Origin of the sequence: Nocardioides sp. InS609-2, assembly GCF_023208195.1 — a bacterium.
GTDB lineage: Bacteria > Actinomycetota > Actinomycetes > Propionibacteriales > Nocardioidaceae > Nocardioides.
On the sequence record NZ_CP060034.1, the window covers coordinates 686,404 to 711,061 of the forward strand.

Here is a 24,658-nt window from a genome sequence, read left to right on the forward strand (position 1 = left end):
TAGCACGCAGCCCGCGTGACAGGATCCTCGTCGTGAGTGAGCACGTGGACATGCGCCCCGGCGACCGGGTGCTGCTGCTGCAGCCCGGCTCCGCGGCGTACGTCGACCTGGTGATCAGCCTGCTCGCCGCCGGCATCTTCCCGGTGCCGCTCGATACCCGGCTGACCGAGCCCGAGCTGGCCGGAATCGTCGAGGACGTCGACCCGCGACTGGTCGTCGACTCCCCCGACCTGCTCGCCTCCATGGTCGAGCACACCCCCGAACGCTTCCGGCTCGGACTGCCGCTGGGCCGGCCGATGCACGTCACCAGCGGCACCACCGGACGACCCAAGCCCGTCGACTCCGGCACGCTCGCCGTGGCCGGGGCCGAGGCGCTGCTGGCCGAGGAGTGCGAGCTGTGGGGTTTCACCGCCACCGACGTCAACCTCGTCATCAGCCCGCTCCACCACTCCGCGCCGCTGCGGTTCGCGATGGGCACCCTGTTGGCCGGCGGCCGGTTGGTTGTCCCGGGCGCCTTCGACGCTGCGCGCGTCACCGACGTGATCGGCACCGAACGTCCGACCACGATGTTCTGCGTGCCCGCGCACCTGCAGCGGCTCTTCGCGCACTGGGACGACGTCGGCGTGCCCGACCTCTCGTCGTTCCGGCTGGTCGCGCATGCCGGCGCGCCCTGTCCGCCGTCGATCAAGAGGCGACTTGTCGAGCTCTTCCCCGACGGCAGCACGTGGGAGTTCTACGGCTCGACGGAGGGCCAGTTCACCGCCTGTCGGTCCGAGGAGTGGCTCGCGCGTCCCGGTACCGTCGGCCGCGCCCGGCCCGGCCGCCGGCTGTTCCTCGACGACGACGGCCACATCTGGTGCGTCGTACCCGAGCACGCGCGGTTCACCTACCGCGGCGCACCCGACAAGTCCGCTGCGGCCTGGCGCGACACCCCAGACGGACCGGCGTTCACCGTGGGCGACCTCGGGCGGCTCGACGACGACGGCTACCTATGGCTCGACGGCCGCCGCGAGGACCTCATCATCACCGGCGGCGTGAACGTCTACCCCGTCGAGGTCGAGAACGCGTTGCGCGAGCACCCCGGCATCGACGACATCGCCGTGTACGGCGTCCCCGACGACCGTTGGGGGCAGCGCGTGTGTGCCGCCGTGGTCGGCACCGCCTCCGCCGAAGAGCTCGACGCCTTCGCACGCACCCGACTCGCGCCACCCAAGCGACCCAAGGACTACTCCTTCCTCTCCGACCTGCCGCGTACGGCGACCGGCAAGGTGCGACGTACCGACCTCGGTGCTAACGAATCGTCCTGAGTGGTCCCTCGCCAGCCGTCGGCGGCTCGAAGTGGTCGAAGTGCTCGGCTGCGAGCTGATCGGGCAGCACGCAGTCGTCGCGATGGCTGCCGCGCTTGGCCCTGAGGCGGTTCAGGACCGTTTCGCGGTCGGAGCGGCAAGGTCGAGAGCCCGCGACGCCACATCTCCGCGTCGAAGGAGAGTCGGACCATGCCATCGATCTCCAGCCGCCTGGCGTACGTCGACTTTCCCGACCCGGAGGGACCGCACATGAAGATCACACGGCTCGCGGGTGGACCCTACGCTCCGCGAGCCTCACTCTCGTCGGTGGAAGGCGACCTTGCCGGTCTGGGTGTGGCTGGTGGTGTAGCGCTGGTCGTGGGCCAGCCGGTGATGTCGGTGGCACAGGAGGCGGCCGTTGTCGAGGGTGGTCGGCCCGCCGCGGGACCACGGGACGTCGTGGTGGGCGTGGCAGAGGCCCGGTGGCATGTCGCAGCCGTCGGCGGTGCAACCACCATCGCGCAAGGCCATCGCGAGGCGTTGGGACTTGTCGTGCAGGCGGCGGGTGCGGCCGAGGTCGAGTACCCGGGACTCGCCATCCAGCACCGCCGGGACTATTCCGGCCTCGCACGCCAACCGTCGGGCTTCGCCGGCGGACACCCGGCCACCGGTGTCCAGGGTCGCCGCGGACAGTCCGCCCTGGAGGGTCTCGAGGGTCATCGTGACGACCACGGTGGCCGAGACCCCGCCGCTGGTCGGCAGGTGCCGGTCGGGGTAGGTCTCGACCCATTCGGCGAGCGCGAGCCCCAGCCGCAACGCCGTCGGCACTGGGTGGGTCGCGTCGTACGAGCCGAAGCCGTGGGCGACGCGGTGCTTGGGTGCGGCCAGGGCGAGGAGCTGTTTGCGGAGCATCTGCCCGACAGCCGACGGCAAAGTGAACCGGCCGTGGCAACGCCCTTGGCCGTCGTCGGTCATCGTGAACCGGGTGGTCGCGTCGGCGTGGGCCTCTTCGGCCTCAAGCTGGCGGGCCTCCTCGGCATCGGCGACCTCGGGCGCGACGACGTCGAGGATGCGCCGGCCCAGGACCCGCAACGCGGCCGCGTCGTGATCGGCGGCCAGGGCCAGCAACCGGGTCTGAGCCCGGTCGACCACCACAGGGTCGACGGTGCCGGGCAGCGCCTCGATAGCGTCGACGAGCACCTGCGCCTGGTCGGCCAACACGTCACCGGCGGCCAGCGCCGCCCGGCCTGGGGCATGCCGGTCAGTGTCCAGGGCGTGGGCCAGCACCATCGCCCGGCGAGCACCAGCCCTGGTCTGCCGGGTGGCCACCGCCCACCCGCCGGATTGAGGAGGTCGCGCAGCGACCGTCTCGAAATCACACCGCGGTCGATGCGGCACCGGTGGCGTCGCCCAGCCGCCGGCGGTCGGCCTCGGCCGCCACCCGGAGCTCGAGCTCCCGGACCCGGGAATTCAGCCGGGACAGGTCAGCAAGTGCCGCCGCGACCTCGACATCACCCAGGGGCGGCAACGGCACCGCGGCTAGCTCATCGAGGGCCGCGTGCACACCCGCCAGCCCGGACACCAGTGGTCGCGTCGGCGTCTGCCACAGCGTCATCGAAGCCACCCCCATCGCGCGTCAGAGACCGTGACCGGCAGCGACTGCCACCGGGCATCTCACGTGTCTCGACACAGCGCGCCTGTGAGGGGCGAACCACCCACCGGGTGGTCCGGGCCGAGCCCATCAGCGTCGACATGTTGGCTCGAACTTGTGTTCGATTCCAGGCATATCAAGGTCACGCGTCAAGGCCCCTCAGCCAGTTTCCAGAGCGCATGCCCCGTCGCAGTTTCGTCGATCCCGACTGGGGCCGACAATCCTGCCGGTCGGCGTACTCGGCCTGGTCTTCGTGGTGCTCCCATGCTGTGCGACAGCAGCTACCTCGCGCCGTCCGGCGGCGCCTACGTCGGCCTCGGTGACCGGCCGCCGTCGTCTGGGCACGCCGAAATGGCGAACGGCCCACCAGCCAAGGCTGGTGGGCCGTTCAGATGCTTTCAGCGGGTCAGTTCGAGCCGCCGGTGAGCTTCTCGCGGAGGGCCTGCAGAGCCTCGTCGGAGGCCAGCGAGCCGCTGGTCTCGACGGTGCTGCCGCCATCCTCGGTGGTGGCCTCGTCGCCACCGGAGCTGTACGACGTCGCCTCGCTGGCCTCGACCGCAGCCACCTTGGCCTCGGCCTGCTGCTTGACGTGCGCCTCCCAGCGGGTGTGCGCCTTGGCGTACTGCTCTTCCCAGACCGCACGCTGGTCGTCGAAGCCGTCGAGCCACTCGCCGGTCTCGGGGTCGAAGCCCTCGGGGTAGATGTAGTTGCCCTGGTCGTCGTACGTCGCCGCCATGCCGTAGAGCGTGGGGTCGAACTCCTCGACCTCGGTGGCAGCAGCGGTCTCGTTGGCCTGCTTCAGCGACAGCGAGATCCGGCGACGCTCGAGGTCGATGTCGATGATCTTGACCATGACGTCGTCGTTGACCTGGACGACCTGCTCGGGGATCTCGACGTGACGCTCGGCGAGCTCGGAGATGTGCACCAGGCCCTCGATGCCCTCTTCGACACGGACGAACGAGCCGAACGGCACCAGCTTGGTGACCTTGCCCGGGACGATCTGGCCGATCTGGTGGGTCCGGGCGAAGTGCTGCCACGGGTCTTCCTGGGTGGCCTTGAGCGACAGCGAGACGCGCTCGCGGTCCATGTCGACGTCGAGAACCTCGACCGTGACCTCGTCACCGACGGTGACGACCTCGGACGGGTGGTCGATGTGCTTCCAGGACAGCTCGGAGACGTGCACCAGGCCGTCGACGCCACCGAGGTCCACGAAGGCACCGAAGTTGACGATCGACGAGACGACACCCTTGCGGATCTGACCCTTCTGGAGCTGGGTCAAGAAGCCGTGGCGAACCTCGGACTGGGTCTGCTCGAGCCAGGCACGGCGCGACAGGACCACGTTGTTGCGGTTCTTGTCGAGCTCGATGATCTTCGCCTCGAGGACCTGGCCGACGTACGGCTGCAGGTCGCGGACGCGACGCATCTCCACCAGCGAGGCGGGCAGGAAGCCGCGCAGGCCGATGTCGAGGATGAGGCCGCCCTTGACGACCTCGATGACGGTGCCCTCGACGACGCCGTCTTCTTCCTTGACCTGCTCGATGGTGCCCCAGGCGCGCTCGTACTGGGCGCGCTTCTTGGACAGGATCAGCCGGCCTTCCTTGTCCTCCTTCTGGAGAACCAGGGCCTCGACCTTGTCGCCCACGGAAACGACCTCTGAGGGGTCGACGTCGTGCTTGATCGAGAGCTCACGGGAGGGGATGACACCTTCGGTCTTGTAACCGATGTCGAGGAGGACCTCGTCACGGTCGACCTTGACGATGGTGCCCTCGACGATGTCGCCGTCGTTGAAGTACTTGATGGTCGCGTCAATTGCCGCGAGGAAGTCCTCTTCGGAACCGATGTCGTTGATCGCGATCTGAGGCGCGTCGTAATCGGGAAGAATCGAGATGGTGCTCGTCATAAGGGAAGTGATTCCTTGGGTGGTCAGAAAGTCGTCCGGGCACGCAGGAAGCCCCGTTTCACTACCGTGGAGTTGAGATAGCGAGCGAGCGTCCACTCCTGTGGGACCCAGGCGGACTTCAAGCGCCTCGTGAGTCTACGCGCGGGCGCGCTGGTGAGTCCAACCGAGGCCGCACGCTCAGGGCAGCGCCCAGCGGATCGCCCCGGTCGAGACGGTGCCGAGCGCGCGGGAGACCAGCTGGTCGGCGACCGGCAGGGCCGGCGGCAGGCCCAGCGGACGGCGTGTCCATCGGGGCAGGAGCCCGACGGCGGCGGTGGCGAGTGCGGCGTACGGCGCCCGGGCGACGAGGGGCAGCGGCGGCTTCCAGAGCACGTGGCCGACGGCCTCGCGAGCCGCCGGCGTCGCCTTCAGCTCGGGCCGGAAGGACCGCATCACCTCGGCCAGCTCGGCCTCGGTGGCCGGCGGCTCCGGCACTCCCAGTCGACGGGCGACCTCGCCCTGCTGGGCGACGTACTCGTCGCGACCGGCCTGGTCGAGCGGCCTGCGCCCGTACGTCGAGTGCGCAAGCAGGAAGCTCTCCACCTCGGCCACGTGCACCCACATCAGCAGATGCGGGTCCGCCGCTGTGTACGCCGATCCGTCGGGCATCTCCCCCGTGACCCGACGGTGGATGGCGGCCACGATGTCGACGGCGCGCTGGGCGTCGTCGGCGGCGCCGAACGTGGTGGTCGCCAAAAAGGTGCTGGTGCGGGCCAGCCGGCCCCACATGTCGCCGCGGTAGCCGGAGTGGTCGGACACCGCCTGCATGGCTGCCGGGTGCAGGGTCTGGAGCAGCACCGCGCGCAGGCCGCCGACGAACATCGACGCGTCGGAGTGGACCTGGGTGATCGGGCTGCCGGTCTCGAACCAGCGGGGCCCGGGCGTCTCATGGATCCGCTCACGGTGCTTCGGCCCGTCGGGTCCGGCCACCCGGAGGAAGAGTGCGTGTCCCATCCGCCCGCGCAGGTCATCGACGTAGCTCATAGGAGCCATCGTGCCCGTCAGGTGGTGACGTGCACGTTCCTCCTGGCGGCGATGGCTCTCAGCAGGTCGTGCGCGCGGTCGGCCACCGGGTTGGCACCGCGGCGAGCGGCCAGCCCAACCAGTGCCCACATGTCGGCCGAGTGCGCCAGCTCGACTGTCTCGGCCGGGTCGCCGCCGTGGCGGTCGACGTACGCCGTGACGACTGCCTCGACCCAGGCCGGGTGCCGCTCGAAGCGCAGCACGTTGCCGAGGTCGGTGCAGGGGTGGCCGCTGTGCGCGAACTCCCAGTCGAGGAGCGCCGTGACGGTCAGCGTCTCCGGGTCGACGATGAGGTTCTTCGAGTTGAAGTCACTGTGCACTAGGCAGGTGCGGCCGACGGTGTCGAGGAGGTCCTGCGCGGTGTCGGCCACCTCCGCCAGCCCGGCCCGCTCGTCGGCGGTCCAGTGCGCGTACGCCGCGGCGTGCTGGTCGACCCACTCGGAGAGGTCGAGGGTGAAGGGCTCGACGGCCAGCGTGCCGTCTCGGAACGTGCCGCTCTCCAGCGTCGGCATCCCGGCCAGCGTCGCCACCAACCTGCCGACGTCGCGGCCGAGCGTCGCCAGGCCTGCCTGGTTCAGCGTCGGGAGCAGGACGTCACCGCGCTCCCCCTCGACGAACGCCGTCACGAGCATGGCCGGCACGTCGGCCTCCGGGACGGCGCGGCGTACTTCGAGGACGTCGGCCACCGGCACCAGCCCGCGCACCAGCCGCAGCAGCGCCGCATCGATCTCGGCGGCATGCTCGCCGCGGTCGCCGGGCCGGGCGTAGATGCGCACCACCGAGCGCTCTCCGGCCGCCTGCGCGAGGAACGTCTCCCCCGACCAGCCTCCGGCCAGCGGGGTCAGCTCCGACAGGTCTTCGTTCACCCGGCTGATGCTGCCACGCCTCGCCGCTGGTTGAGGTGCGACGAGTGCAGCGAGGAGCCTCGAAACCGAGGCTGAGAGGCGCAGGGCTAGCCTCGACCCGTGCAGGACCACCTCCCCCAGTCCGTGCGCGTCGAACGGCGCCCCGTCACCGAGACGGAGTCGCGCCGCGCCAACGGCCCCGACTGGGACCGCTACGCCGACGAGTACCAGGCCACCCACGGCGGCTTCCTCGGCGACGTCGGTTTCGTGTGGGGTCCCGAGGGCTTCACCGAGTCCGAGGCGGGTGCTCTCGGCGAGATCCGCGACCGCGACGTACTCGAGGTTGGGAGCGGCGCCGGGCAGTGCTCGCGCTGGGTACGCAGCCAGGGCGGCCGGGCCGTGGGCCTCGACCTCTCGCACCGGCAGCTCCAGCACAGCAAGCGGCTCGACGAGGAGACCGGCATCGCGGTGCCCTCGGTGCGCGGCACCGCCACCGCACTCCCCTTCGCCGACGACTCCTTCGACGTGGTGTTCTGCTCGTTCGGGGCGCTGCAGTTCGTCAGCGAGATCGGGGTCGCCCTCGACGAGACGGCGCGCGTGCTGCGCCCGGGGGGCCGCTACGCCTTCTCGATCACCCACCCGACGCGCTGGATGTTTCCCGACGACCCCGGCCGGCCGGGGCTCATCGCGAGCCAGTCCTACTGGGACCGGACGCCGTACGTCGAGGTCGACGATGCCTCCGGCGTCGTGTCGTACGTCGAGCACCACCGCACGCTGGGTGACTGGGTCGCCCTCCTGGCCGAGCGCGGCTTCGCCTTGCAGCGGCTGCTCGAGCCCGAATGGCCAGTCGAGCACGACCGGGTCTGGGGAGGCTGGTCCCGGATGCGCGGCCTGCTCACCCCTGGCACCGCGATCTTCGTGGCAGACCTGCGCTGAGCCGCGCAACGCAGCAGCCCCGAACGTCCGGGGACGATCGGGGCCGGCTGGTGTGGAGCGGTCTGGTCAGGCCTGGGCAGGCTTCTTCTCGCGGCTGCCAAGCGTCAGGAACACGCCAGCCAGCATGGCGAGCAGACCGACGATGCCGCCGGCCCACGGGAACCAGGTGCGGACCGCCTTGAGCAGCACGGACTTCGCCTTGTAGTCCTCGACATTGGCCTTGATCTGGCTCTCGGGGAACTCGCTGAGCGCCTGGGTCAGAGTCGCCACCCGCTGGCCCTCGTAGGTCGCGTAGGTGTCGACCTCTTCACGGCTCTTCATGATCACGCCGGTCTCGGGCTCGATCCACAGCGTCCGCGTGTTGGAGTAGACGCGGGTGAGGTCGACGTCGCCCTCCTCATCGAGGTCGAAGAAGCTGGCGGGGGCCGTGAGCGTGGCGTACTCGGTGGGCGGGATGACCGCCTCGAACTTGTATGTGTCGAGACCCTCGAGAGCCTCCGAGCCCTGGTAGTCCATCGAGACGCCCTTTTTCAGGGTGCTGTCGAAGTAGTCGTAGGCCTTCTTCTGGGTGTGGAACGGGAACTTCACCAGCTGGCCCTCGAAGTTCGCGTCGAAGTTGCGGTTCTCTTCGCCGGACTCCAGGTCGGAGCCGTCGGCCGCGTAGGTCTCGCAGCAGTCGACGGCCGCACCGGTGTTGGCGTCGAACGCGATCCGCAGGTGGCTGCCCGACAGCGGCGGCTCGCCGGAGTTGATGTCGAAGTTGGGCTCGTCGGTGTAGGTGACCTTCTCCCACACGTCGATCTGCTCGCCGGCGTCGTCACTGGCCAACTTGCTGGCCTCGACGTCGCCGACCACGTTGACGGTGGTCAGTAGATCCTTGGTCACCTCTTGTTGCTCAGCGATGGAGAAGATCGTGGCGCCCTTGGCCTCGGAGTAAGACACTGATTTCTGGTTCATCGGTGCGACGGCCAGCCGGTCGTAGGCATAGAACTTCATCATCAGTGCCATGACCAGCACCAGTACCCCAAGGCCGATGAGCACGGCGCCCAGTTTTCTACCCACGTGATTTTCCTCCCAGAAGTGACTCTCGGCGCGGAGCGTAGCAGCGTTGCTACTCACCAGTCACCTAGCGCGCCGAACCGGTCTACAGGGGCCGTGCGGTGTGGGATAGTCCAGCCCGTGTATGGCGCGCGTACGACCTCGTCCGACCACCGGAGGCAGCTCGGCGATCCGGTGGTCGCCGCGGGTCTGCTGATGGTGCTCCTGGCTGCCGGCTTCCGTGCCTGGGCGCTGTACCCGAGCTGGTTCTACCTCGACGACTACAACCTGCTCCGCTCGGCAGCCGCCCCCTTGACCGTCGAGAACCTCCTGGAGCCCTACAACGGGCACCTCATGCCCGGCGGTCGCCTCCTGTTCTGGCTCGCCGGACGCACCGGGCCGCTCCCGTGGCCGGCGGTCGCCACCATGCTCCTCGGGTTGCAGGTCGTGGCCTGGGGCGCTGCGCTGTGGATGCTGGTCCGCGTCTTCGGCCGCCGTTGGGGCATCCTCGTCCCCCTGGCTGCCTACCTCTTCTCCGCCATCACGCTGCCCGCCACGATGTGGGCGTCCGCAGCCGTGAACCAGCTGCCGCAGCAAGCCGCCCTCCTGGTGGCGATCGGCGCCTGGGTGGAGCACCTGCGCGGACGAGGGACGCGCTGGCTGGCCCTCACCCTGGCCGCGCTCGCCGTCGGCCTCTGCTTCTACGTGAAGACCATCGCGGTCGTGCCTGTGCTGCTGGTGATCGCCCTCGGCTGGTTCTCGACAGGGCGACCGCTTCGACGAACCGTGGCGTCCGTGCGGAGGACCTGGCCGGCCCTCGTGGGGCTGGCGCTCCTCACGTGCGCCTACCTCGCGTACTACCTGACGCAGGTGCCCCAGATCACCGGCCGAACCGACTGGAGCATCCTCGACCGCCTGTCGGACTCCATGCTCACCTCGTTCGTCTCGGGCGTCGTGGGAGGCCCGTGGCGGTGGACCGATCCCTCCCCTCCGACGGCGTTCGCAGACCCACCGAGCTGGGCGGCGCACGGCGCCTGCGTCGTCTTCGCCCTCGTCGTCCTGCATGCCGCCCTGACTCGGGTGCGCACGTTGCGGGCCTGGCTGCTGCTCGGCCTCTACCTCGGCGGTCTCATCGGCCTGCTGCTGACGAGCCGTGCCTCCAGCTTCACCTCGCTCATCGGCTTCGAGTACCGATACCTCACCGACTCGGCGGCCATCGCGGCCCTGTGCCTCGCGTTCGCCTACCTGGAGGTGCCGGGGGCACTCGGGTCCAGCAGTCCGCGCACGCAGCCGCTGTTCACCGGCCGGACGGACCGCCGCCTGGTCGTCGCCCTTACCTGCCTCGTGGCCGTGTCGGGCCTGGCGAGCAGCGTCCCCTACGTTGCCTACTGGCACGAGGGGAATGCCAGCGAGCCCTACCTCCGGACGCTCGCCCGGGAGCGCGACCGCGTGGGGATCGTCGACCTCGCGGACTCACCGGTCCCCGATGACGTCATGTCCCAGCTGGCCGCGCCGGACAACAAGGTCAGCTCGTTCGCAGCCCTGCTCGGAGCCGACCTGCGGTTCCCCGACAGCAGCGGCCAGCTGGGGGTCGTCGACTCGGACGGCACCATCCACCGTGCCCTGGTGGAGCCCGGCGTGGTCTCGGAGGACGGCCCGAGGGAGGGCTGCGGGTGGCCGGTGACGGACCGCGGCCGCGACATCCCGCTAACCGGTGCCGCCTTCCCCTGGGGGTGGTGGCTGCAGATCGGCTACCTGGCCTCAGCCGACTCACCCGTGACGGTCAGCGCGGGAGGCAGCCGCATCGACACTGACGTGCAGAGCGGGCTCAACACGGTGTACGTCATGCTGGACGGGACCTTCGACGAGGTGCGGATCGACGGGCTCGACGCCGACGTCACGCTCTGCGTCGACACCATCATCGTCGGTCAGCCGGTGCCGGGAGAGGTGCTCGAGTGACCAAGCATGGCAAGAACCGCGTGCAGCTGGCGCCGGAGTTCCCGGCGCTCGACACCATGCGAGCCATTGGCGCGCTGGCCGTCCTCACCACCCATGCCGCGTTCCAGTCGGGCGACTACCTGCGCTACGGCGTCTTCGGCTCGCTGCTCTCGCGACTCGACATCGGTGTCGCGCTCTTCTTCGTGTTGTCCGGATTCCTGCTCGCCCGGCCGTGGCTGGCCCGTGCCGCCACCCGCAGCGCCGGCCCCGGGCTGGGCCGCTACTACTTCAAGCGAGTGCTTCGCATCTACCCGGTGTACGTCGTCACGGTCGTCGCCGCGTTCACCCTGATCAGGGTCAACCACGGTCGTTCGTTCAACGACTGGGTCACCACCTTGCTGCTCGGCGACCCCTACGTCGAGAGCCGCCTCAACCAGGGGCTCACCCAGATGTGGAGCCTCTCCGTCGAGGTGGCGTTCTACGTCGTGCTCCCGCTGGTCATGTGGCTCGCGATCGGCGCGGGTCGCGAACTCCGCACGGCTCGCATCCTCACCCTGATGGCGGGTCTGACAGCGCTCACCGTGTGGTGGCACCTGGGCCTCGCCGACGTGATCGCACCGCACACCTCGGGCAACCCGATGATGTGGCTGCCCGCCTTTCTCGTGTGGTTCGCCGTCGGCATCGGCTTTGCCTGGGCGCACGTGCTGGGCCAGGGCTCCCACAATCCGCCGCGCATGGTGCGGGGCCTCTGGTCGATGGGTTCGATGCCGGGCGTCTGCTGGGTGCTCGCGGGCGGCCTGATGCTGGTCGCCGCGAGCCCGATCGCCGGCCCGACGCTGCTCTTCGTAGCCACGCCCGGGCAGTCGCTGACCAAGCACCTGCTGTATGCCGTGGTCGCCGGGCTGGTCGTCCTGCCCGGCATCTTCGCGCCCGTCGGGTCGTCGTACGCACGTGCGCTCTCGTGGTCGCCGCTGCGACACGTCGGGCACATCTCCTACAGCATCTTCTGCATCCACCTGCCGATCCTGTACGGCGTCATGTCGGTCACCGAGTACCCGCTGTTCGGGGGCCACGGCCTCCAGATCTGGACGCTGACCCTGGCCCTGTCACTGGTGGTCGCCGAGGTGCTCTACCGCGTGGTCGAGATGCCCTTCATGCGCCTGAAGGACCTCGGTCGCCAGCGCCCGCCGGCAGCGCCGCCGAGCAGGAAGCCGCAGACCAGCACCACGAGGTAGTGCGGCCAGTCGAGGTAGCCCGCCCACGTCTGCGCGCCGCCCCACGGCCTGACGGCGTACGCCGCGGCCGCTGGCAGCACGAGCGCCGCCAGCACCCACGGCGCCGACTCCGGCCCCCGGCGAGTCAGCACCGCGGCGACGAGGCTGCCGACGAGCCCGAGTGCGAGACCCCACCAGCCGGCGAGCACTCCTCCGCCCAGGGCAGCTGTCGCTACGGCGAGCAGGACCGGCGCGCGTGCAGCGCCGAGCGCGGCCCGCTGGTCATCACGCCACCTCCGGTCCGGCAGCAGTACGGCGACCGTCAGGGCGAGCAGCGCCAGCAACCCGGCCAGGAGACCCATCCGGTAGCCACGGTCGGGCGCGAACCAAGCACTGACCTCGTCGGCTCCGGTTGCCCGCCAGCCCTGCTGCCAGCCGTCGACGACCACGCTCTCGAGGGCATCGCCGTCCTGCTGGGCCTGCCAGCCGCGGTTGGCGTTCTGGCGCAGCACCACCACGTCGCCGGCATCGGTGCCGGCGTCGATGCGGGCCCGGCTGGGGTCGGGCCTGAACAGCGCAGCCGCCTTCGGCGAACCCAGGGCTACCGGGCCGGACGCCAGGACGACGGCGTCGGGCACGAACGCCGAGGATGACGTGAAGTCGACGACGTTGGGGCCGGCGACGAGCTGAACGGTCGATTCGCCGCACACGCTCACCGGCACCCGCGAGCCGGCGTACAGCTGGAGCGGACTGGCCGTGACGGACGTGTCGAGCAGGGTGCCGTTGACGGTCAGCGCCGGGCCCGAGCCGCAGGGCAGCCGCCGGGGCCGGGAGCTCAGCGACGACGCCGGGGCGAAAGGCATGCCCTCGATCCTCAGCTCGGAGATGCCGATGGGCAGGTCGGAGCCGAAGGACGAGAAGTCGAGGCTGGTGGCGGGCTCGGCCTCCTCGACCCGGAGGCGCAGCGTGTCGGTGCGGATCGGGGGGAAGCCGACCGCACCCTCGCGGTTGAGCTGCACCGTGCGGCTGCCGCCGGGCCACGACAGGGTGAGCTTCTCGGGTGCCCGCGCTGCGGTGTCGGCGGCGACCGACACGTCTAGCCCGGTGATGGTGCGCTTACCGAGCCAGCTCAGCCGCAGCTCGGGGCGCAGGCTGTCCATGGCGGCGGTCCACGTCGTACCCGTGCGGCCGTCGATGGCGGCGAACGCCCGGGCCCGCGAGTCGGGCACCCCCGTCGACGAGGCGGAGGCGCCGATCGGCAGGCCCTGCGTGATCTCGCTGTCCAGGTCGTTCGAGGGGCGTGGCCGGGCCCACAGCTCTGGCGTCCACTCACCGGCGGAGGCCAGGGTGAAGGTCCTGCGCATGTCGAACGGCTCTTCACCCTTGACGTCGCGGCCGATGACGCAGCGCACCGCGCCGTCGATGTCGACACAGCCGGTGCGGCCGTCGGCCAGGGCGCGCAGCGCGATCACGTCGGGGTCGCCCCACCCGTCGGGCAGCGACGGCAGCTTCAGGGCTCGCGAGACCGACACGTCGGGGACCTCGACCTCGGCCAGCTCCATCTGGTTGCCCGGCCGACCCGAGGCATCCTCGATGCGCAGCCACGAGGTCCCGGCGTCGAGCCGGATCGTGCGGGTAGCGCCCTCCCCGATCTCGATCGGCTCGGTCACGCCCTGGGCGGTGCGCACCTGCACGACCTGACGATCGGGGCCAACGGTCACCTGGATCGAGTCGACCTGGGTCTCCTCGCCGAGGTCCAGCTGCCACCAGGCGTCCTCGCCCGGCACGTAGTTGGCGCGCCACAACGTCTCCTCGTGGCTGTCGACAGCGGCATAGGGCAGCTCGCCGGGCTGGAGGTTGACGAAGGCGTCGGCGTCGGCCGTCGACGACGACGCCGTCACCGAGGCCGCCCCCGACGTGCTGGCCCGCGTCAGCCAGCGGGCGGCATCGGAGGGGAGGTAGTCGCGGGTGGGGTTGCCCATGTGGGTGCGGTCGCCGGGTGCCAGCGTCGCCGAGGTGCCGTCGTGCACGCGTCCGAAGTGTCGCTCCACCGATCGCAGACCGTCGGTGAGCACCACGGAGGTCTCGGGGGCGGGCGGCTCGTCGACATCGGTCGCCAGCTGCGTCGGCTGGTCCCCGAGCAGGCCGAGGTCCTGCAGGTCATAGAGGTCCTCGGCGCCGCCCACGACCACGGGCAGGCCAGTCGCGGAATACGCCGGCCCGTCGGTCGCCGTCGTCGGGGGGACGGCGTACACCTCGATGGCGGGGTAATCGTTCTGCCAACCGCCGTTGATCACGATCTTGGTGTTGCTGCGCTCGAGGTGCGCCTCGCCACCGACGGTGGGCCCGAACTGGGCGACGCGCTCGAGGCCGGTGGAGCCGTTGATCGCCTGGTGCACGAGCACCGGGTCGGGCTGCCCGTTGCGGCTGAGGTCGTTGCGGAGCACGAGGTGGGTGATGCCGGCCCGGGCAAGGTAACCGGTGAGGGCCGCCGAGCCCCTGCCCTGGTCGAGCTGGTGCGAGATCGCGTCGAGCATCCGGATGTTCTGCGGCGGCGCCAGGGGTACGGCGTTGCGCACTGCCCACGGCGACCGGGCCAGGGACTGCATCGGCTCGTCGCGCGGCTGGCCCCACACGTAGGTGCCGAAGGCGGAGCCGGGGACGAGCAGCGCCGTACCGGAATCGTCGATGTCCTTCAACCAGGCGGCGGCTTCGTTCCAGTAGTCGGGGACGTCCTGGAAGCCGGTCGACGGGGTGATCCGGCCGAGCACGCCCGGCACCGCGGCGCCGACGACGGCCAGGACCGCGGTGCCGACGATCACCGTGCTGGTGACGCGGCTCGCCCAGGCGTCGAGGTCGCGTGGTGCTCCCGGGACGACGGCCCGGCGTTGCTCGATGACGTGGTCGACGAGGAAGGCGACGCCGAGCACGAGCGGCAGCCGCAGGATCGGGTCGAACTTGTGCACGTTGCGCAGTGGCGCGAGCGGGCCGTCGAGCAGCCGGAACAGGTCGTCGGCGAACCAGCCGTGCACCCCCGACGCGTGCCCCATCGTCACCATGGCGAGACCCACGAGAACGCCCAGGCCGAGGAAGAGGCGGTGCTTGTTGCCACGCAGCAGGATCCCGGCGCAGCCGAGGAACAGCACCACGCCGCTGTCGATCGGCAGGTAGAAGTTGCGCAGCAGGTCGTTGCCCGCACGGTTGGTCGGGTCGATGTAGGGCACCCAGTTGGACGTGCCGCGGAGGGCGTCGAAGAGCGTCGTCGGGAACGTCGTGTTGGCCGCCGACTCGATGTAGTCGAGGAACGGCGGGCTGTAGGCGCCCATCACGAAGAGCGGGATCAGCCACCACAGCGTGCCGAGCACCGTGAACACCGGCCACCAGACCATCAGCGAGCGACGTCGCGGCCCGGGGCTTCGGGTGACGATCCACAGCACTCCCAGTGGGAGTACGGCGAACGTCGCCGCGGCGTTGACGCCACCGACCATCGCCACGGCCAGCGCGGCCAGGGCGGCGGCGCGTCGAGGCGACCCGCGCTCGGAGCCGCGCACCAGGGCCAGCAGCACCCACGGCGCGAGCGCGCTAGGCCAGGCCTCGATGGAGATCTGGCCAAGGGTGGTGAGCATCCGGGGCGAGAGGGCGAAGGCGAACCCCGCGACGATGCAGGCGACCTCCGAGCGGACGCCGAGTGCTCGCGAGAGCTTGGCGGTGCCGAGGAAGGCCGCTCCCATGACGAGCGCCAGCCAGAGCCGCTGCACGATCCAGCCGGGGACGTCGACCAGCCAGCCGAACAGGAAGAACGGACCCATCGGCCACAGGTACCCGTAGGCCTGGTTCTGCAGCTGCCCGAACGCGCCCTCGGCGTCCCACAGGTGGGTGGCCCGACCGAGGAACTCCGCCGGGGAGAGGACCAGGTCCATCTTCGTGTCGGGCACGAGCAGCCCGGGTGACTGTACGAACGCGAGTCCGGCAAGGAGCACCACGCAGGCGAGCAGCCGCAGCCGCCAGCGGACGGTGCCGGACGGCGGCGATGACAGGGTGCGGCCGCTCATCGCTTGCGGAGAACGATGACGAGGTTCCACGTCACCACCTCCCGCACCACGGGCACGAACATCAGGAATCGGCTCCAGCGCGGGTTGTAGCGAGGCGCCAGGTCAACCACCTCGGCGCCCTGCTGACGATCGGCCCAGGCCAGCCCGGCGGCGACGGTCACCGGGAAGAGCGACTCGCCGTACTTGTTCTTGGGCTCCTTGCCGTGCACGTGGGCATAGCGACGGCGGGCGCGTGCACCGCCGAGGTAGTGCCACGGCGCCGTCTCGTGGCCACCCCACGGGCCGAACCACACGGTGTAGCTGATGAACGTCACGCCGCCTGGCCGGGTGACCCGCACCATCTCGTCGGCCATCAGCCACGGGTCGGGCACGTGCTCGAGCACGTTGGAGGAATAGCAGACGTCGACCGCGTTGTCGCGGAACGGCAGAGCCAAGCCACTGCCGATGACGGTGCCCGGCACGATCTCGCCCAGGCCCGAGAGCTCGCCGACGTCGGCGTCGAGTGAGAAGTACTTCGCCCCTGCCTCGGTGAACGCGTCACGGAAGTAGCCCGGACCACCGCCCACATCGAGCAGCGTGGCGTCCGCGAGGTCGGCGTACTGCCCGACGTGTGCGGCCGAGTCGGTGGCCAGCGCGGTGTAGAAGCGGGCCGGGTCGTCCTGCTCGTGGCGGAAGTCGCGGAACAGCCGCACCGAGCGCCGCAACGACGCCCGCCAGGGGCGACTGGCGGGACTGGTGGGGCGCGGCACGCGGTGACCCTACCGGAGAGTCTGGTTTGTTACTGAAGAGTTGGGTAGGGCCGCCCCGCCTTCGCTAGCGTTGGCCCAATGCCGGATGAGACGACCCCTCCCGCGCTCGGGACCGACGCCGTCACCGGGCGGCACGTGGTCTTCTTCAGCTGGCGTGACACGACCAACCCCGAGGGCGGCGGCGCGGAGCGCTACCTCGAGAAGATGGCGCTCGGCCTGGTCGAGCGCGGTGTCCGCGTCACCATCTTCTGCGCCGAGCACACCGAGGCCCCGGCCGACGAGATGCGTGGCGGCATCCACTTCGTGCGCGCCGGGTCGAAGATGGGCGTCTACGCCCAAGGGCTGGCCGCGCTGGCCCGCCGGCGCTTCGGTGCCTACGACGCCATCGTCGACGTGCAGAACGGCCTCCCGTTCTTCACCCGGCTGGCCAGCCGACGTCCGGTGATCGTGCTCGTGCACCACGTGCACCGCGAGCAGTGGCCGGTCGTCTATCCCGGGCTGACAGGTCGGGTGGGCTGGTGGATCGAGAGCCGGCTGGCACCGCGGCTCTACCGCACGAGTCAGTACATCGCCGTCTCGCAGGCCACTCGCGCCGAGCTGGCCACGCTCGGGGTCGACCCTGAGCGGATCTCGGTCGTGCACAACGGCACCGACCCGGCGCTGCCGCTGACCCCCGCCAAGACGTCGTACCCCTCGATCTGCGTCGTCGGGCGACTGGTGCCGCACAAGCAGGTCGAGCACGCCATCGACGCGGTCGCGGCGCTGCGGCCCGCGCATCCCGACCTCCGGCTCACCGTGGTCGGGTCGGGCTGGTGGGAGCAGGAGCTGTTCGACCACGCGCGCACGTCCGGCGTCGACGACGCCATCGTGTTCGAGGGCCACGTCAGCGAGGAGCGCAAGCAGCAGATCTACGCCGAGTCGTGGCTGATGGCGCTGCCGTCGCTCAAGGAGGGCTGGGGCCTGGTCATCGGTGAGGCCGGCATGCACGGCACCCCGACGGTGGCGTACCGCTCGGCCGGTGGCACCCAGGAGTCGATCGACGACGGGACCTCCGGGGTGCTGGTCGACGACCCGACGCAGTTCATCGCGGCGATCGGTCACCTGCTCGACGCCGCGGACGAGCGCGACCGGCTCGCCGACGGGGCCCGCGAGATGAGCCACCGCTTCACCTGGGGGCACGCGCAGGGGTCGTTCGCGACCGTGCTCGGCGACGCGATGGGCGGGATCATCGAGGCCGTCATGGACCCCGACGAGGATGCGGCGCCCTAGTCACAACAACGGCCCAGACCGTCAGGTCTGGGTCGGCGTGCGCGAACGGATCGCTGAGCTACTGCTGGGCGTTGGTGCCGTAGTCCAGAACGGACTGCTCGACCTGCTTGTTCGGCTTCTCGCCAGCCGACTGCTGCGACTGGACGACACCGACAACGGTCGCACCGGCAACCCCGATGCCCACGACGAGAGCCGCAATGGCTCCAGTGAAAGATCCCACGTGAGTTCCTCCCTCTCCGACGGCGAGAATAACAGCCGGATCAGCCGATCAGGGAAGCGCAACGCATTTTGTTACCGGCCGGTTCCAAATCGTTGACGGCCCAACCGTGCTACCGCGGCTAGGAGTGCGACGAGCGGCCAGAGCAGCCAGCCTGCCCAGGCCAGGACCAGCACCATCACGGTCGCTCTCGGTGCCGGGTCGGACCGCGGGTCGGTCAGCTCGACCACGGTCAGATCTCCGGTCTTGACCACCGGGTCACCGGCCACCTCGGGGGCCAACATCGCGTGCTGGCTGCTGGGCAGCTGGACACTCTCGTCGTACACCACGAAGCGCACTCCCACCGCCGCCAGACCGTCCGCCCGCGAGGCGGTTGACGACTCAGCCAGCGCGTCGAGGACCGCCGGCCCGCGCGGATCCTCCCCCGTCACCTCCGTGCCGCCGACGAACAGGGTGTCGCTGACCAGGTAGTCGGGCGTCAGGTAGCGGCCCAGCGGGTCCAGCACGCTCTGATCGTCGTTCCACGCCGGAGCCCGGTAGGACGTGAAGGGCAGCACGAGCAGGTCGCCGTCCGGACCACGTGCGGCGCGTTCGGCCACGGCGCCCCGCGCCACGTCGTACGACGCGGGGTACGTCGCCGGGCGCAGGGCGCCGGACGCGCCCCAGGCAAGGTCGGGCAGGAGCAGGACCGGCAACAGCACCAACGCCGGCGCGACCACCCACTCCGCGTCGCGGGCGCGCGCGACGATGCGTGCTGCCCCGGCGGCGAAGAGGGCGGCCTCGACGGGCACGAGGGCGCCGAGCATCCGGGTGCCGTCTCGGAGCAGGCCGAGACCGGGCACCTGCTCCCCCAGCCACCCGATGGCCTCCGGCGAAGCCCAGCTCAAGACGGCCACCGCCCAGCCGACAGCACCGACGAGGAGCCAGCGGCGGGCGTCGGGCGTGGTAGCCAGGAAGGTCCGGCGACCAGTCAGGGCCAGCGCCAGGAGCACCAGCACGCCGGCCCAGGCGAGCAGGGTGGTGCGTGAGCCGGGCACGACCTCGGCATTCCAGATGCCGCCGAGGGTCAGCGCCGCCAGCGGGGCCGGCAGGCTGCCCTCGGGCTGGGTGCCGAAGAGACGTGCACCGTCGGCGTCGGCGACAGCGGACGAGGCATGCGTCAGCCCCGCAACCAGCCAGGGCAGGTTGGCGGTGAGGACGGTGACGGCGAGCCAGAGGTTGGCCCGGCCACCACCGCGACGCAGCCCGAAGACCAGCACCACGAGCGCTGACACGAGGCCGGCCGACGCGCTGAGAGAGCCGAGCACCATCAAGAGCGGCAGGGCAGCAGGCATCGCTCCCGTGCGCCCTGCCCGGCCCGCGGCCAGGGCCAGCCACGGCAGCGCGGCGTAACCGACGAGGACCGGCCAGTGCCCGATGACCAGCCGCTCGGCGACGAACGGGTTCCAGATGGCGACGGTCATCGCCACCCACTGGGCCGTCCGGGACGGTCCGACGAGGCGCCGGCACCCGAGCGCGGCGGCCACCAGGGCGGCGTACAGGAGGAGCTTCTGGAGCAGCATGCCCGGCAACAGCTCGTCGATCACGGCGACGACGGCGTCGGACGGCACCGCCCGCGGTAGGCCGCTGCCGGTGCCGAGGAAGTCGGGGCGCAACACGAGGTCAGGCACCCACACCATGTCGTAGGTCAGCACGTAACCGCGGCCGAACAGGGCCGGTCCGAGGACCACCGCGGACAGCAGCCACGGCCAGGCCAGCGCCGCCACGCGGGCACCACGATTCACACCGACATCCCGTCGCCCGTAGGGTTTGGAGCGGTCACGGTATCTGAACGGCGTGGCCACCACCGGCCGGAACCACAGGAGCGATGAGATGGCTCGACAAGCTGACGGACTCTCGTCGCGCCTGGCCGACAAGGGCAGCCTGATCGCCATCGCGATGGCCGTCATGAACATCGCGACGTACCTCTACACCTACATCGCCGCCCGGCTCATGGGCACGCAGGTGTACGGCGCCTTCGCGGCGCTGATGAACGTGCTGCTCGTGGTGAGCGTGCTCTCGCTCGCCCTGCAGGCCACCGCCGCCCGCCGTATCTCGGCCGACCCCCAGCATGTCGCGCAGATCGAGCGCGGGATCCTCCGGGTCTCGTGGCGGGCCTCTCTGGTGCTCGGCGTCGTCCTGGTCGGGCTCAGCCCCGTCATCAAGATCGCCCTGCGGCTCGACAGCCTCGGCACCGCTGCGCTCGTCGGTGTGATCGCTGTACCGCTGACGTTGCTGGGCGGCCAGGCCGGCATCCTCCAGGGTGAGCGCCGCTGGACCGCGCTCGGCCTGCTGTACATCGCGGCGGGTGTCCCGCGCCTGCTGCTCGGCACCGCCCTGGTCGTCTGGCGCCCCACCGAGTTCTGGGCGCTCGTCGGCGTCTTCATCGGTGCGATCGCGCCCGTCATCGTCGGCTGGCTCGCGCTGCGCGGCCACCGCGACCAGTCCAACCACTCCGACACCCACGCCGGCGGGCTCATCCTGCGTGAGGCGCTGGGGCACTCCCAGACGCTCTTCGCGTTCTTCGCGCTCTCCAACGTCGACATCATCTTGGCCCGCAACGTGCTCGACGGGCACGAGGCCGGCCTCTACGCCGGCGGGCTGATCCTGACCAAGGCGGTGCTGTTCCTGCCACAGTTCGTCGTGGTGGTCGCCTTCCCGGCGATGTCCACGTCGCACGAACGCCGCCGCGCCCTCACGCTCAGCCTGGCGCTGGTCACCGCACTCGGTGTCTGCGTGACGCTGGGCGCCTGGCTGCTCTCGTCGCTGGCGCTGATCTTTGCCGGTGGGTCGAAGTTCGCCGACATCGAGGACCGGCTCTGGCTGTTCGCGATCCTCGGCACGCTGCTGGCCATGCTGCAGCTGGTCGTCTACTCGGTGATCGCCCGCCAGGGGCAGCGCTCGATCTACATCGTCTGGGCCGCGCTCATCACGCTGGTCGGCGGCGGGCTGCTCATGCACTCGCTGATCAACCTGCTGCTCTGGGTCACGTTGGTCGACGCCGGCCTGCTCGTCGTACTCATCGGCATCAGCTACTACCTCGTGCACAACGACCCCCCCGTGCCCGCGGAGGCCACGACCTCCTAGTGGGCGGCTTCGTGCCAGCTGTGGCCGGTGCCAACGGAGACGTCGAGGGGCACGGCGAGGTCGGCGGCACTGCCCATCTGCTCGCGCACCAGCGCGTCGAGTGCCTCCCGCTCCCCCGCGGCGACCTCGAACACGAGCTCGTCGTGCACCTGCAGCAGCATCCGCGAAGCCAGGCCCTGCTCGAGGATCGCGCGCTCGACGTTGAGCATGGCCACCTTGATCAGGTCGGCGGCCGAGCCCTGGATCGGGGCGTTCAGAGCCATCCGCTCAGCCATCTCGCGGCGCTGGCGGTTGTCACTGGTGAGGTCGGGCAGGTAGCGCCGACGACCCCAGATGGTCTCGGTGAAGCCCGACTTGCGGGCCTCGTCGACGATGCCGCCGAGGTAGTCGCGGATGCCACCGAACGTCTCGAAGTAGTCGTCCATCAGCAGCCTGGCCTCGGCCGGCTCGATGCGCAGCTGCTGCGATAGTCCGTAGGCGGAGAGGCCGTAGGCCAGGCCGTAGTTCATCGCCTTGATCTTGGCGCGCATCTCGATGGTGACGGCCTCGGGCGCCACGCCGAAGACCTTGGCCGCGGTGATCGAGTGGAAGTCCTTGGCCGACCGGAACGCCTCGATGAGCTGGGCGTCCTCGGAGAGGTGCGCCATGATCCGCATCTCGATCTGACTGTAGTCGGCGGTCAGCAGGCAGTCGTAGCCCTTGCCGACGATGAAACCCTCGCGGATGCGCCGACCCTCCTCGGTGCGGACCGGGATGTTCTGCAGGTTGGGGTCGGTGCTGGAGAGCCGGCCGGTGGCGGCGATCAGCTGGTTGAACGTCGTGTGGATGCGCCCGTCGGAGGCGACCGTCTTGAGCAGCCCCTCGACCGTCTGGCGCAGCCGGATCACGTCGCGGTGCCGCAGCAGGTGGAGGAGGAACGGGTGCTCGGTCTTCTCGAAGAGACTCTGCAGTGCGTCGGCGTCAGTCGTGTAGCCGGTCTTGGTGCGCTTGGTCTTGGGCATCGCCAGTTCGTCGAACAGCACCACCTGGAGCTGCTTGGGCGAGCCGAGGTTGATCTCCTTGCCGATCACCGAGTAGGCGTCGTCGGCGGCCTTCTTGACCTCGACGCCGAACTCGGCCTCAAGGGTCTCGAGGTGCTCGAGGTCGACGGCGATGCCGACCTGCTCCATGCGCGCCAGCGTGTCGACGAGCGGCAGCTCGACGTCGGCCAGCAGGCCGGTGCCGCCGTGCTCCTCGACAGCTGCGTCGAGAGACTCGGCCAGGTCGAGCACCGCACGGGCGTGCAGCATCGCGGTGTCGCTCGCGCCGGAGTCACCCAGGGCGTCGAAGCTCAGCTGGTCGGAGTCACCGGACTCCTGCTTGAGCTCTCGCTTGAGGTAGCGCAGCGTCAGGTCGGCCAGGTCGTAGGAGCGCTGGTCGGGACGCACGAGGTACGCCGCGAGGGCGGTGTCGACGACCAGGCCGGTGAGGTGCCACCCACGCGCGGCCAGGGCCAGCATCGGCCCCTTGGCGTCGTGCATGACCTTGGGCCGGGCGGGGTCGCCGAGCCACGTGACCAGGGCGGCGTCGTCGTCGGGGGTGACCTCGGCCGCGTCGAACCACGCGGCCGTGCCATCGCCCGCGGCTAGCGCCACCGAGAAGACCTCACCGGTGCCGGACCGCCAGTTGCCCTGCACGGCCAGCCCGACACGCTCGGCGCCGGCCGCGTGCTCGGCCAGCCAGCCGCAGAGGGCGCCGGGCTCGAGCCGCTCAGCGGCCAGGTCGAAGCCCGAGTCGTCGATGACCTCCTCGGACTCCAGCGTCTCGAAGAGCCGGTCACGCAGCACCCGGAACTCCAGTCCGTCGAAGAGCGTGTGCACCTCGTGGCGGTCCCACGGCTGACGAGCGAGGTCGGCCGGTCCGAAGGGCAGCGGCAGGTCGCAGACCAGCGCGTTGAGCTTGCGGTTGCGCATGACGTCGGCCAGGTGCTCGCGCAGGCTCTCGCCAGCCTTGCCCTTGATCTTGTCGGCGTGCGTGATGACGCCCTCGAGGCCGTCGTACTCGTTGATCCACTTGGCCGCGGTCTTGGGCCCCACACCCGGCACGCCGGGCAGGTTGTCGGAGTCCTCACCGACGAGGGCGGCGATCTCGGGGTAGCGGTGCGGCGGGACGCCGTACTTGGCCTCGATGGCGTCGGGCGTCATCCGGGCCAGCTCGCTCACGCCGCGCATCGGGTAGAGCACGGTGGAGTCGGTGCCGACGAGCTGGAGTGCGTCACGGTCGCCGGTGAGGATCAGCACCTCCTGGCCCTGCGCGACGGCCTGCGTCGTGAGGGTCGCGATGATGTCGTCGGCCTCGAAGCCGTCGAGCTCGATGTGCGTGATGTGGAGGGCGTCGAGCACTTCCTGGATCAGCGGCAGCTGGCTCTTGAACTCGTCAGGCGTCTTGTTGCGCTTGGCCTTGTACTCGGGGTACTCCTCGAGCCGGAACGTCTGCCGTGACTTGTCGAACGCCACCGCGATGTGGGTCGGCACCTCGTCGCGCATCACGTTGATGAGCATCGAGGTGAAGCCGTAGACCGCGTTGGTGTGCTGGCCGGTGGTGGTGGAGAAGTTCTCGACCGGCAGCGCGAAGAACGCGCGATAGGCCAACGAGTGGCCGTCGAGCAGGAGCAGGCGCGGTCGGATCCCAGGGTTGAGCTCTTCGTCGGGCACGACGCGACTCTATCGAGGGCCACCGACAGTCCCGCACGGCCACCACGGGCTCAGCCAGCAGTGGCCTTTTCGCGACGACGGCCGCGGCGGGCGGCCAGCACTCGGTCGATGTGCCGGACGCCGCCCTTGGTGTGGCCGAGAGCGGCGAACGGCGACTGGCTCAGCGCCGAGCGCTGCACAGTGAGCTTGAGGCGTACGGCCTGCGTGGTGGCGACGCGGAGCACCGCCTGCGGCCCCATGGAGAGCCGCGCGAAGAACCGGTTGGAGTCGCGCGACGCCGACGTGGCCGCCGCGCCGATGTGGCCGATGCCTCGGTCCTCGGCGAAGCCGACGGCCTCTTCCATCAGCGCGGAGCCGATGCCGTGGCGGCGGAACTGGGGAAGCACGTGCGGCGACACCGCCTGCACGAGGCGCTCGAGGTTGATCGGGCTGACGGTCGTGGCGCGCAGGTAGACCGCGCCGGCCGGCTGGCCGTCGTACTCGGCGACGACGAGGCGATCGTCGTCGGTGAGGCCGGCAGCGCCGATGACGGTGTGGAGATCCTCGGCTTGGTCCGATGCGTCGGCGCGACGTAGAACGTCGCTCCAGAGCTCACGCAGGAAGGCAACATCGTCGGGAACAGCATTGCGCAGAGTCACACGGGCATGTGCGGGGTGCCGACTCATGACCACCTCCAGATCAC

At 70.3% G+C, this 24,658-nt stretch carries 18 protein-coding genes; 6 read left to right on the plus strand and 12 right to left on the minus strand.

Annotation, left to right across the window (positions count from 1 at the left end; all coding sequences use genetic code 11):
* Positions 1-32: 32 nt before the first annotated feature.
* Positions 33-1,307 (plus strand): AMP-binding protein, encoded by a 1,275-nt coding sequence (locus H4Q84_RS03715; protein ID WP_248582062.1) that lies wholly within the window; start codon positions 33-35, stop codon positions 1,305-1,307.
* A gap of 294 nt (positions 1,308-1,601) precedes the next feature.
* Here H4Q84_RS03715 and H4Q84_RS03720 read toward each other — a convergent pair whose 3' ends face one another.
* The 5 genes from H4Q84_RS03720 to H4Q84_RS03740 all read right to left on the minus strand — a co-directional run bounded on the left by H4Q84_RS03720 (position 1,602) and on the right by H4Q84_RS03740 (position 6,765).
* Positions 1,602-2,615 (minus strand): HNH endonuclease signature motif containing protein, encoded by a 1,014-nt coding sequence (locus tag H4Q84_RS03720; RefSeq protein WP_248582063.1) that lies wholly within the window; start codon positions 2,613-2,615, stop codon positions 1,602-1,604.
* 46 nt (positions 2,616-2,661) lie between these two features.
* Positions 2,662-2,901, minus strand: a complete 240-nt coding sequence (locus H4Q84_RS03725) for a hypothetical protein (RefSeq protein ID WP_248582064.1) — start codon at positions 2,899-2,901, stop codon at positions 2,662-2,664.
* A gap of 442 nt (positions 2,902-3,343) precedes the next feature.
* Positions 3,344-4,837, minus strand: coding sequence for a 30S ribosomal protein S1 (gene rpsA / locus H4Q84_RS03730; RefSeq protein WP_248582065.1), 1,494 nt, complete (start codon positions 4,835-4,837; stop codon positions 3,344-3,346).
* Positions 4,838-5,014: 177 nt separating this feature from the next.
* Positions 5,015-5,860 carry an oxygenase MpaB family protein gene (locus tag H4Q84_RS03735; protein WP_248582066.1) on the minus strand — a complete coding sequence of 282 codons (846 nt, stop codon included), beginning with the start codon at positions 5,858-5,860 and terminating at the stop codon, positions 5,015-5,017.
* 17 nt (positions 5,861-5,877) lie between these two features.
* Complete coding sequence (locus H4Q84_RS03740) at positions 5,878-6,765, minus strand: phosphotransferase (RefSeq protein ID WP_248582067.1); 888 nt, start codon at positions 6,763-6,765, stop codon at positions 5,878-5,880.
* A 99-nt stretch (positions 6,766-6,864) separates the two neighbouring features.
* Here H4Q84_RS03740 and H4Q84_RS03745 point away from each other — a divergent pair, with 99 nt between their 5' ends.
* The gene (locus H4Q84_RS03745) at positions 6,865-7,680 is read left to right on the plus strand and encodes a class I SAM-dependent methyltransferase (protein WP_248582068.1); all 816 of its coding nucleotides are present in this window, start codon (positions 6,865-6,867) and stop codon (positions 7,678-7,680) included.
* A 66-nt stretch (positions 7,681-7,746) separates the two neighbouring features.
* Here H4Q84_RS03745 and H4Q84_RS03750 read toward each other — a convergent pair whose 3' ends face one another.
* Positions 7,747-8,742, minus strand: a complete 996-nt coding sequence (locus H4Q84_RS03750) for a DUF3068 domain-containing protein (protein WP_248582069.1) — start codon at positions 8,740-8,742, stop codon at positions 7,747-7,749.
* A 117-nt stretch (positions 8,743-8,859) separates the two neighbouring features.
* Between H4Q84_RS03750 and H4Q84_RS03755 the strand changes: the two genes are divergently transcribed.
* On the plus strand, positions 8,860-10,677 hold the full coding sequence (locus tag H4Q84_RS03755) for a hypothetical protein (RefSeq protein ID WP_248582070.1): 1,818 nt from the start codon (positions 8,860-8,862) through the stop codon (positions 10,675-10,677).
* Entirely contained in the window at positions 10,674-11,891 is a 1,218-nt protein-coding gene (locus tag H4Q84_RS03760; RefSeq protein WP_248582071.1) for an acyltransferase, read from the plus strand. Before H4Q84_RS03755 ends, H4Q84_RS03760 begins: the two co-directional genes overlap by 4 nt.
* Here the strand turns inward: H4Q84_RS03760 and H4Q84_RS03765 are convergent.
* Both H4Q84_RS03765 and H4Q84_RS03770 read right to left on the minus strand, forming a co-directional pair.
* Positions 11,786-15,922, minus strand: coding sequence for an alpha-(1->3)-arabinofuranosyltransferase (locus H4Q84_RS03765; protein WP_248582072.1), 4,137 nt, complete (start codon positions 15,920-15,922; stop codon positions 11,786-11,788). The two genes, H4Q84_RS03760 and H4Q84_RS03765, sit on opposite strands and share 106 nt — an antisense overlap.
* Complete coding sequence (locus H4Q84_RS03770) at positions 15,919-16,671, minus strand: class I SAM-dependent methyltransferase (RefSeq protein WP_248582073.1); 753 nt, start codon at positions 16,669-16,671, stop codon at positions 15,919-15,921. The genes H4Q84_RS03765 and H4Q84_RS03770 overlap by 4 nt, the downstream gene beginning before the upstream one ends.
* Before the next feature lie 78 nt (positions 16,672-16,749).
* On the opposite strand from H4Q84_RS03770, the gene H4Q84_RS03775 reads away from it, so the two are divergent.
* Positions 16,750-17,940, plus strand: a complete 1,191-nt coding sequence (locus tag H4Q84_RS03775; protein ID WP_248582074.1) for a glycosyltransferase family 4 protein — start codon at positions 16,750-16,752, stop codon at positions 17,938-17,940.
* Between the two features lie 58 nt (positions 17,941-17,998).
* On the opposite strand, the gene H4Q84_RS03780 is transcribed toward H4Q84_RS03775, so the two are convergent.
* Both H4Q84_RS03780 and H4Q84_RS03785 read right to left on the minus strand, forming a co-directional pair.
* Positions 17,999-18,160, minus strand: a complete 162-nt coding sequence (locus H4Q84_RS03780; protein WP_248582075.1) for a DUF2613 family protein — start codon at positions 18,158-18,160, stop codon at positions 17,999-18,001.
* A gap of 71 nt (positions 18,161-18,231) precedes the next feature.
* A complete protein-coding gene (locus H4Q84_RS03785; RefSeq protein ID WP_248582076.1) occupies positions 18,232-19,941 on the minus strand; it encodes a hypothetical protein in 1,710 nt (569 codons plus the stop codon).
* Between the two features lie 88 nt (positions 19,942-20,029).
* Here H4Q84_RS03785 and H4Q84_RS03790 point away from each other — a divergent pair, with 88 nt between their 5' ends.
* Complete coding sequence (locus H4Q84_RS03790; RefSeq protein WP_248582077.1) at positions 20,030-21,283, plus strand: polysaccharide biosynthesis protein; 1,254 nt, start codon at positions 20,030-20,032, stop codon at positions 21,281-21,283.
* Here the strand turns inward: H4Q84_RS03790 and polA are convergent.
* Together polA and H4Q84_RS03800 are read right to left on the minus strand one after the other, a co-directional pair.
* Positions 21,280-23,976 carry a DNA polymerase I gene (gene polA, locus H4Q84_RS03795; protein WP_248582078.1) on the minus strand — a complete coding sequence of 899 codons (2,697 nt, stop codon included), beginning with the start codon at positions 23,974-23,976 and terminating at the stop codon, positions 21,280-21,282. The genes H4Q84_RS03790 and polA overlap by 4 nt on opposite strands.
* Before the next feature lie 50 nt (positions 23,977-24,026).
* Positions 24,027-24,641: a GNAT family N-acetyltransferase gene (locus tag H4Q84_RS03800; protein ID WP_248582079.1), complete on the minus strand. Its 615-nt coding sequence runs from the start codon at positions 24,639-24,641 to the stop codon at positions 24,027-24,029.
* Positions 24,642-24,658 lie beyond the last annotated feature (17 nt).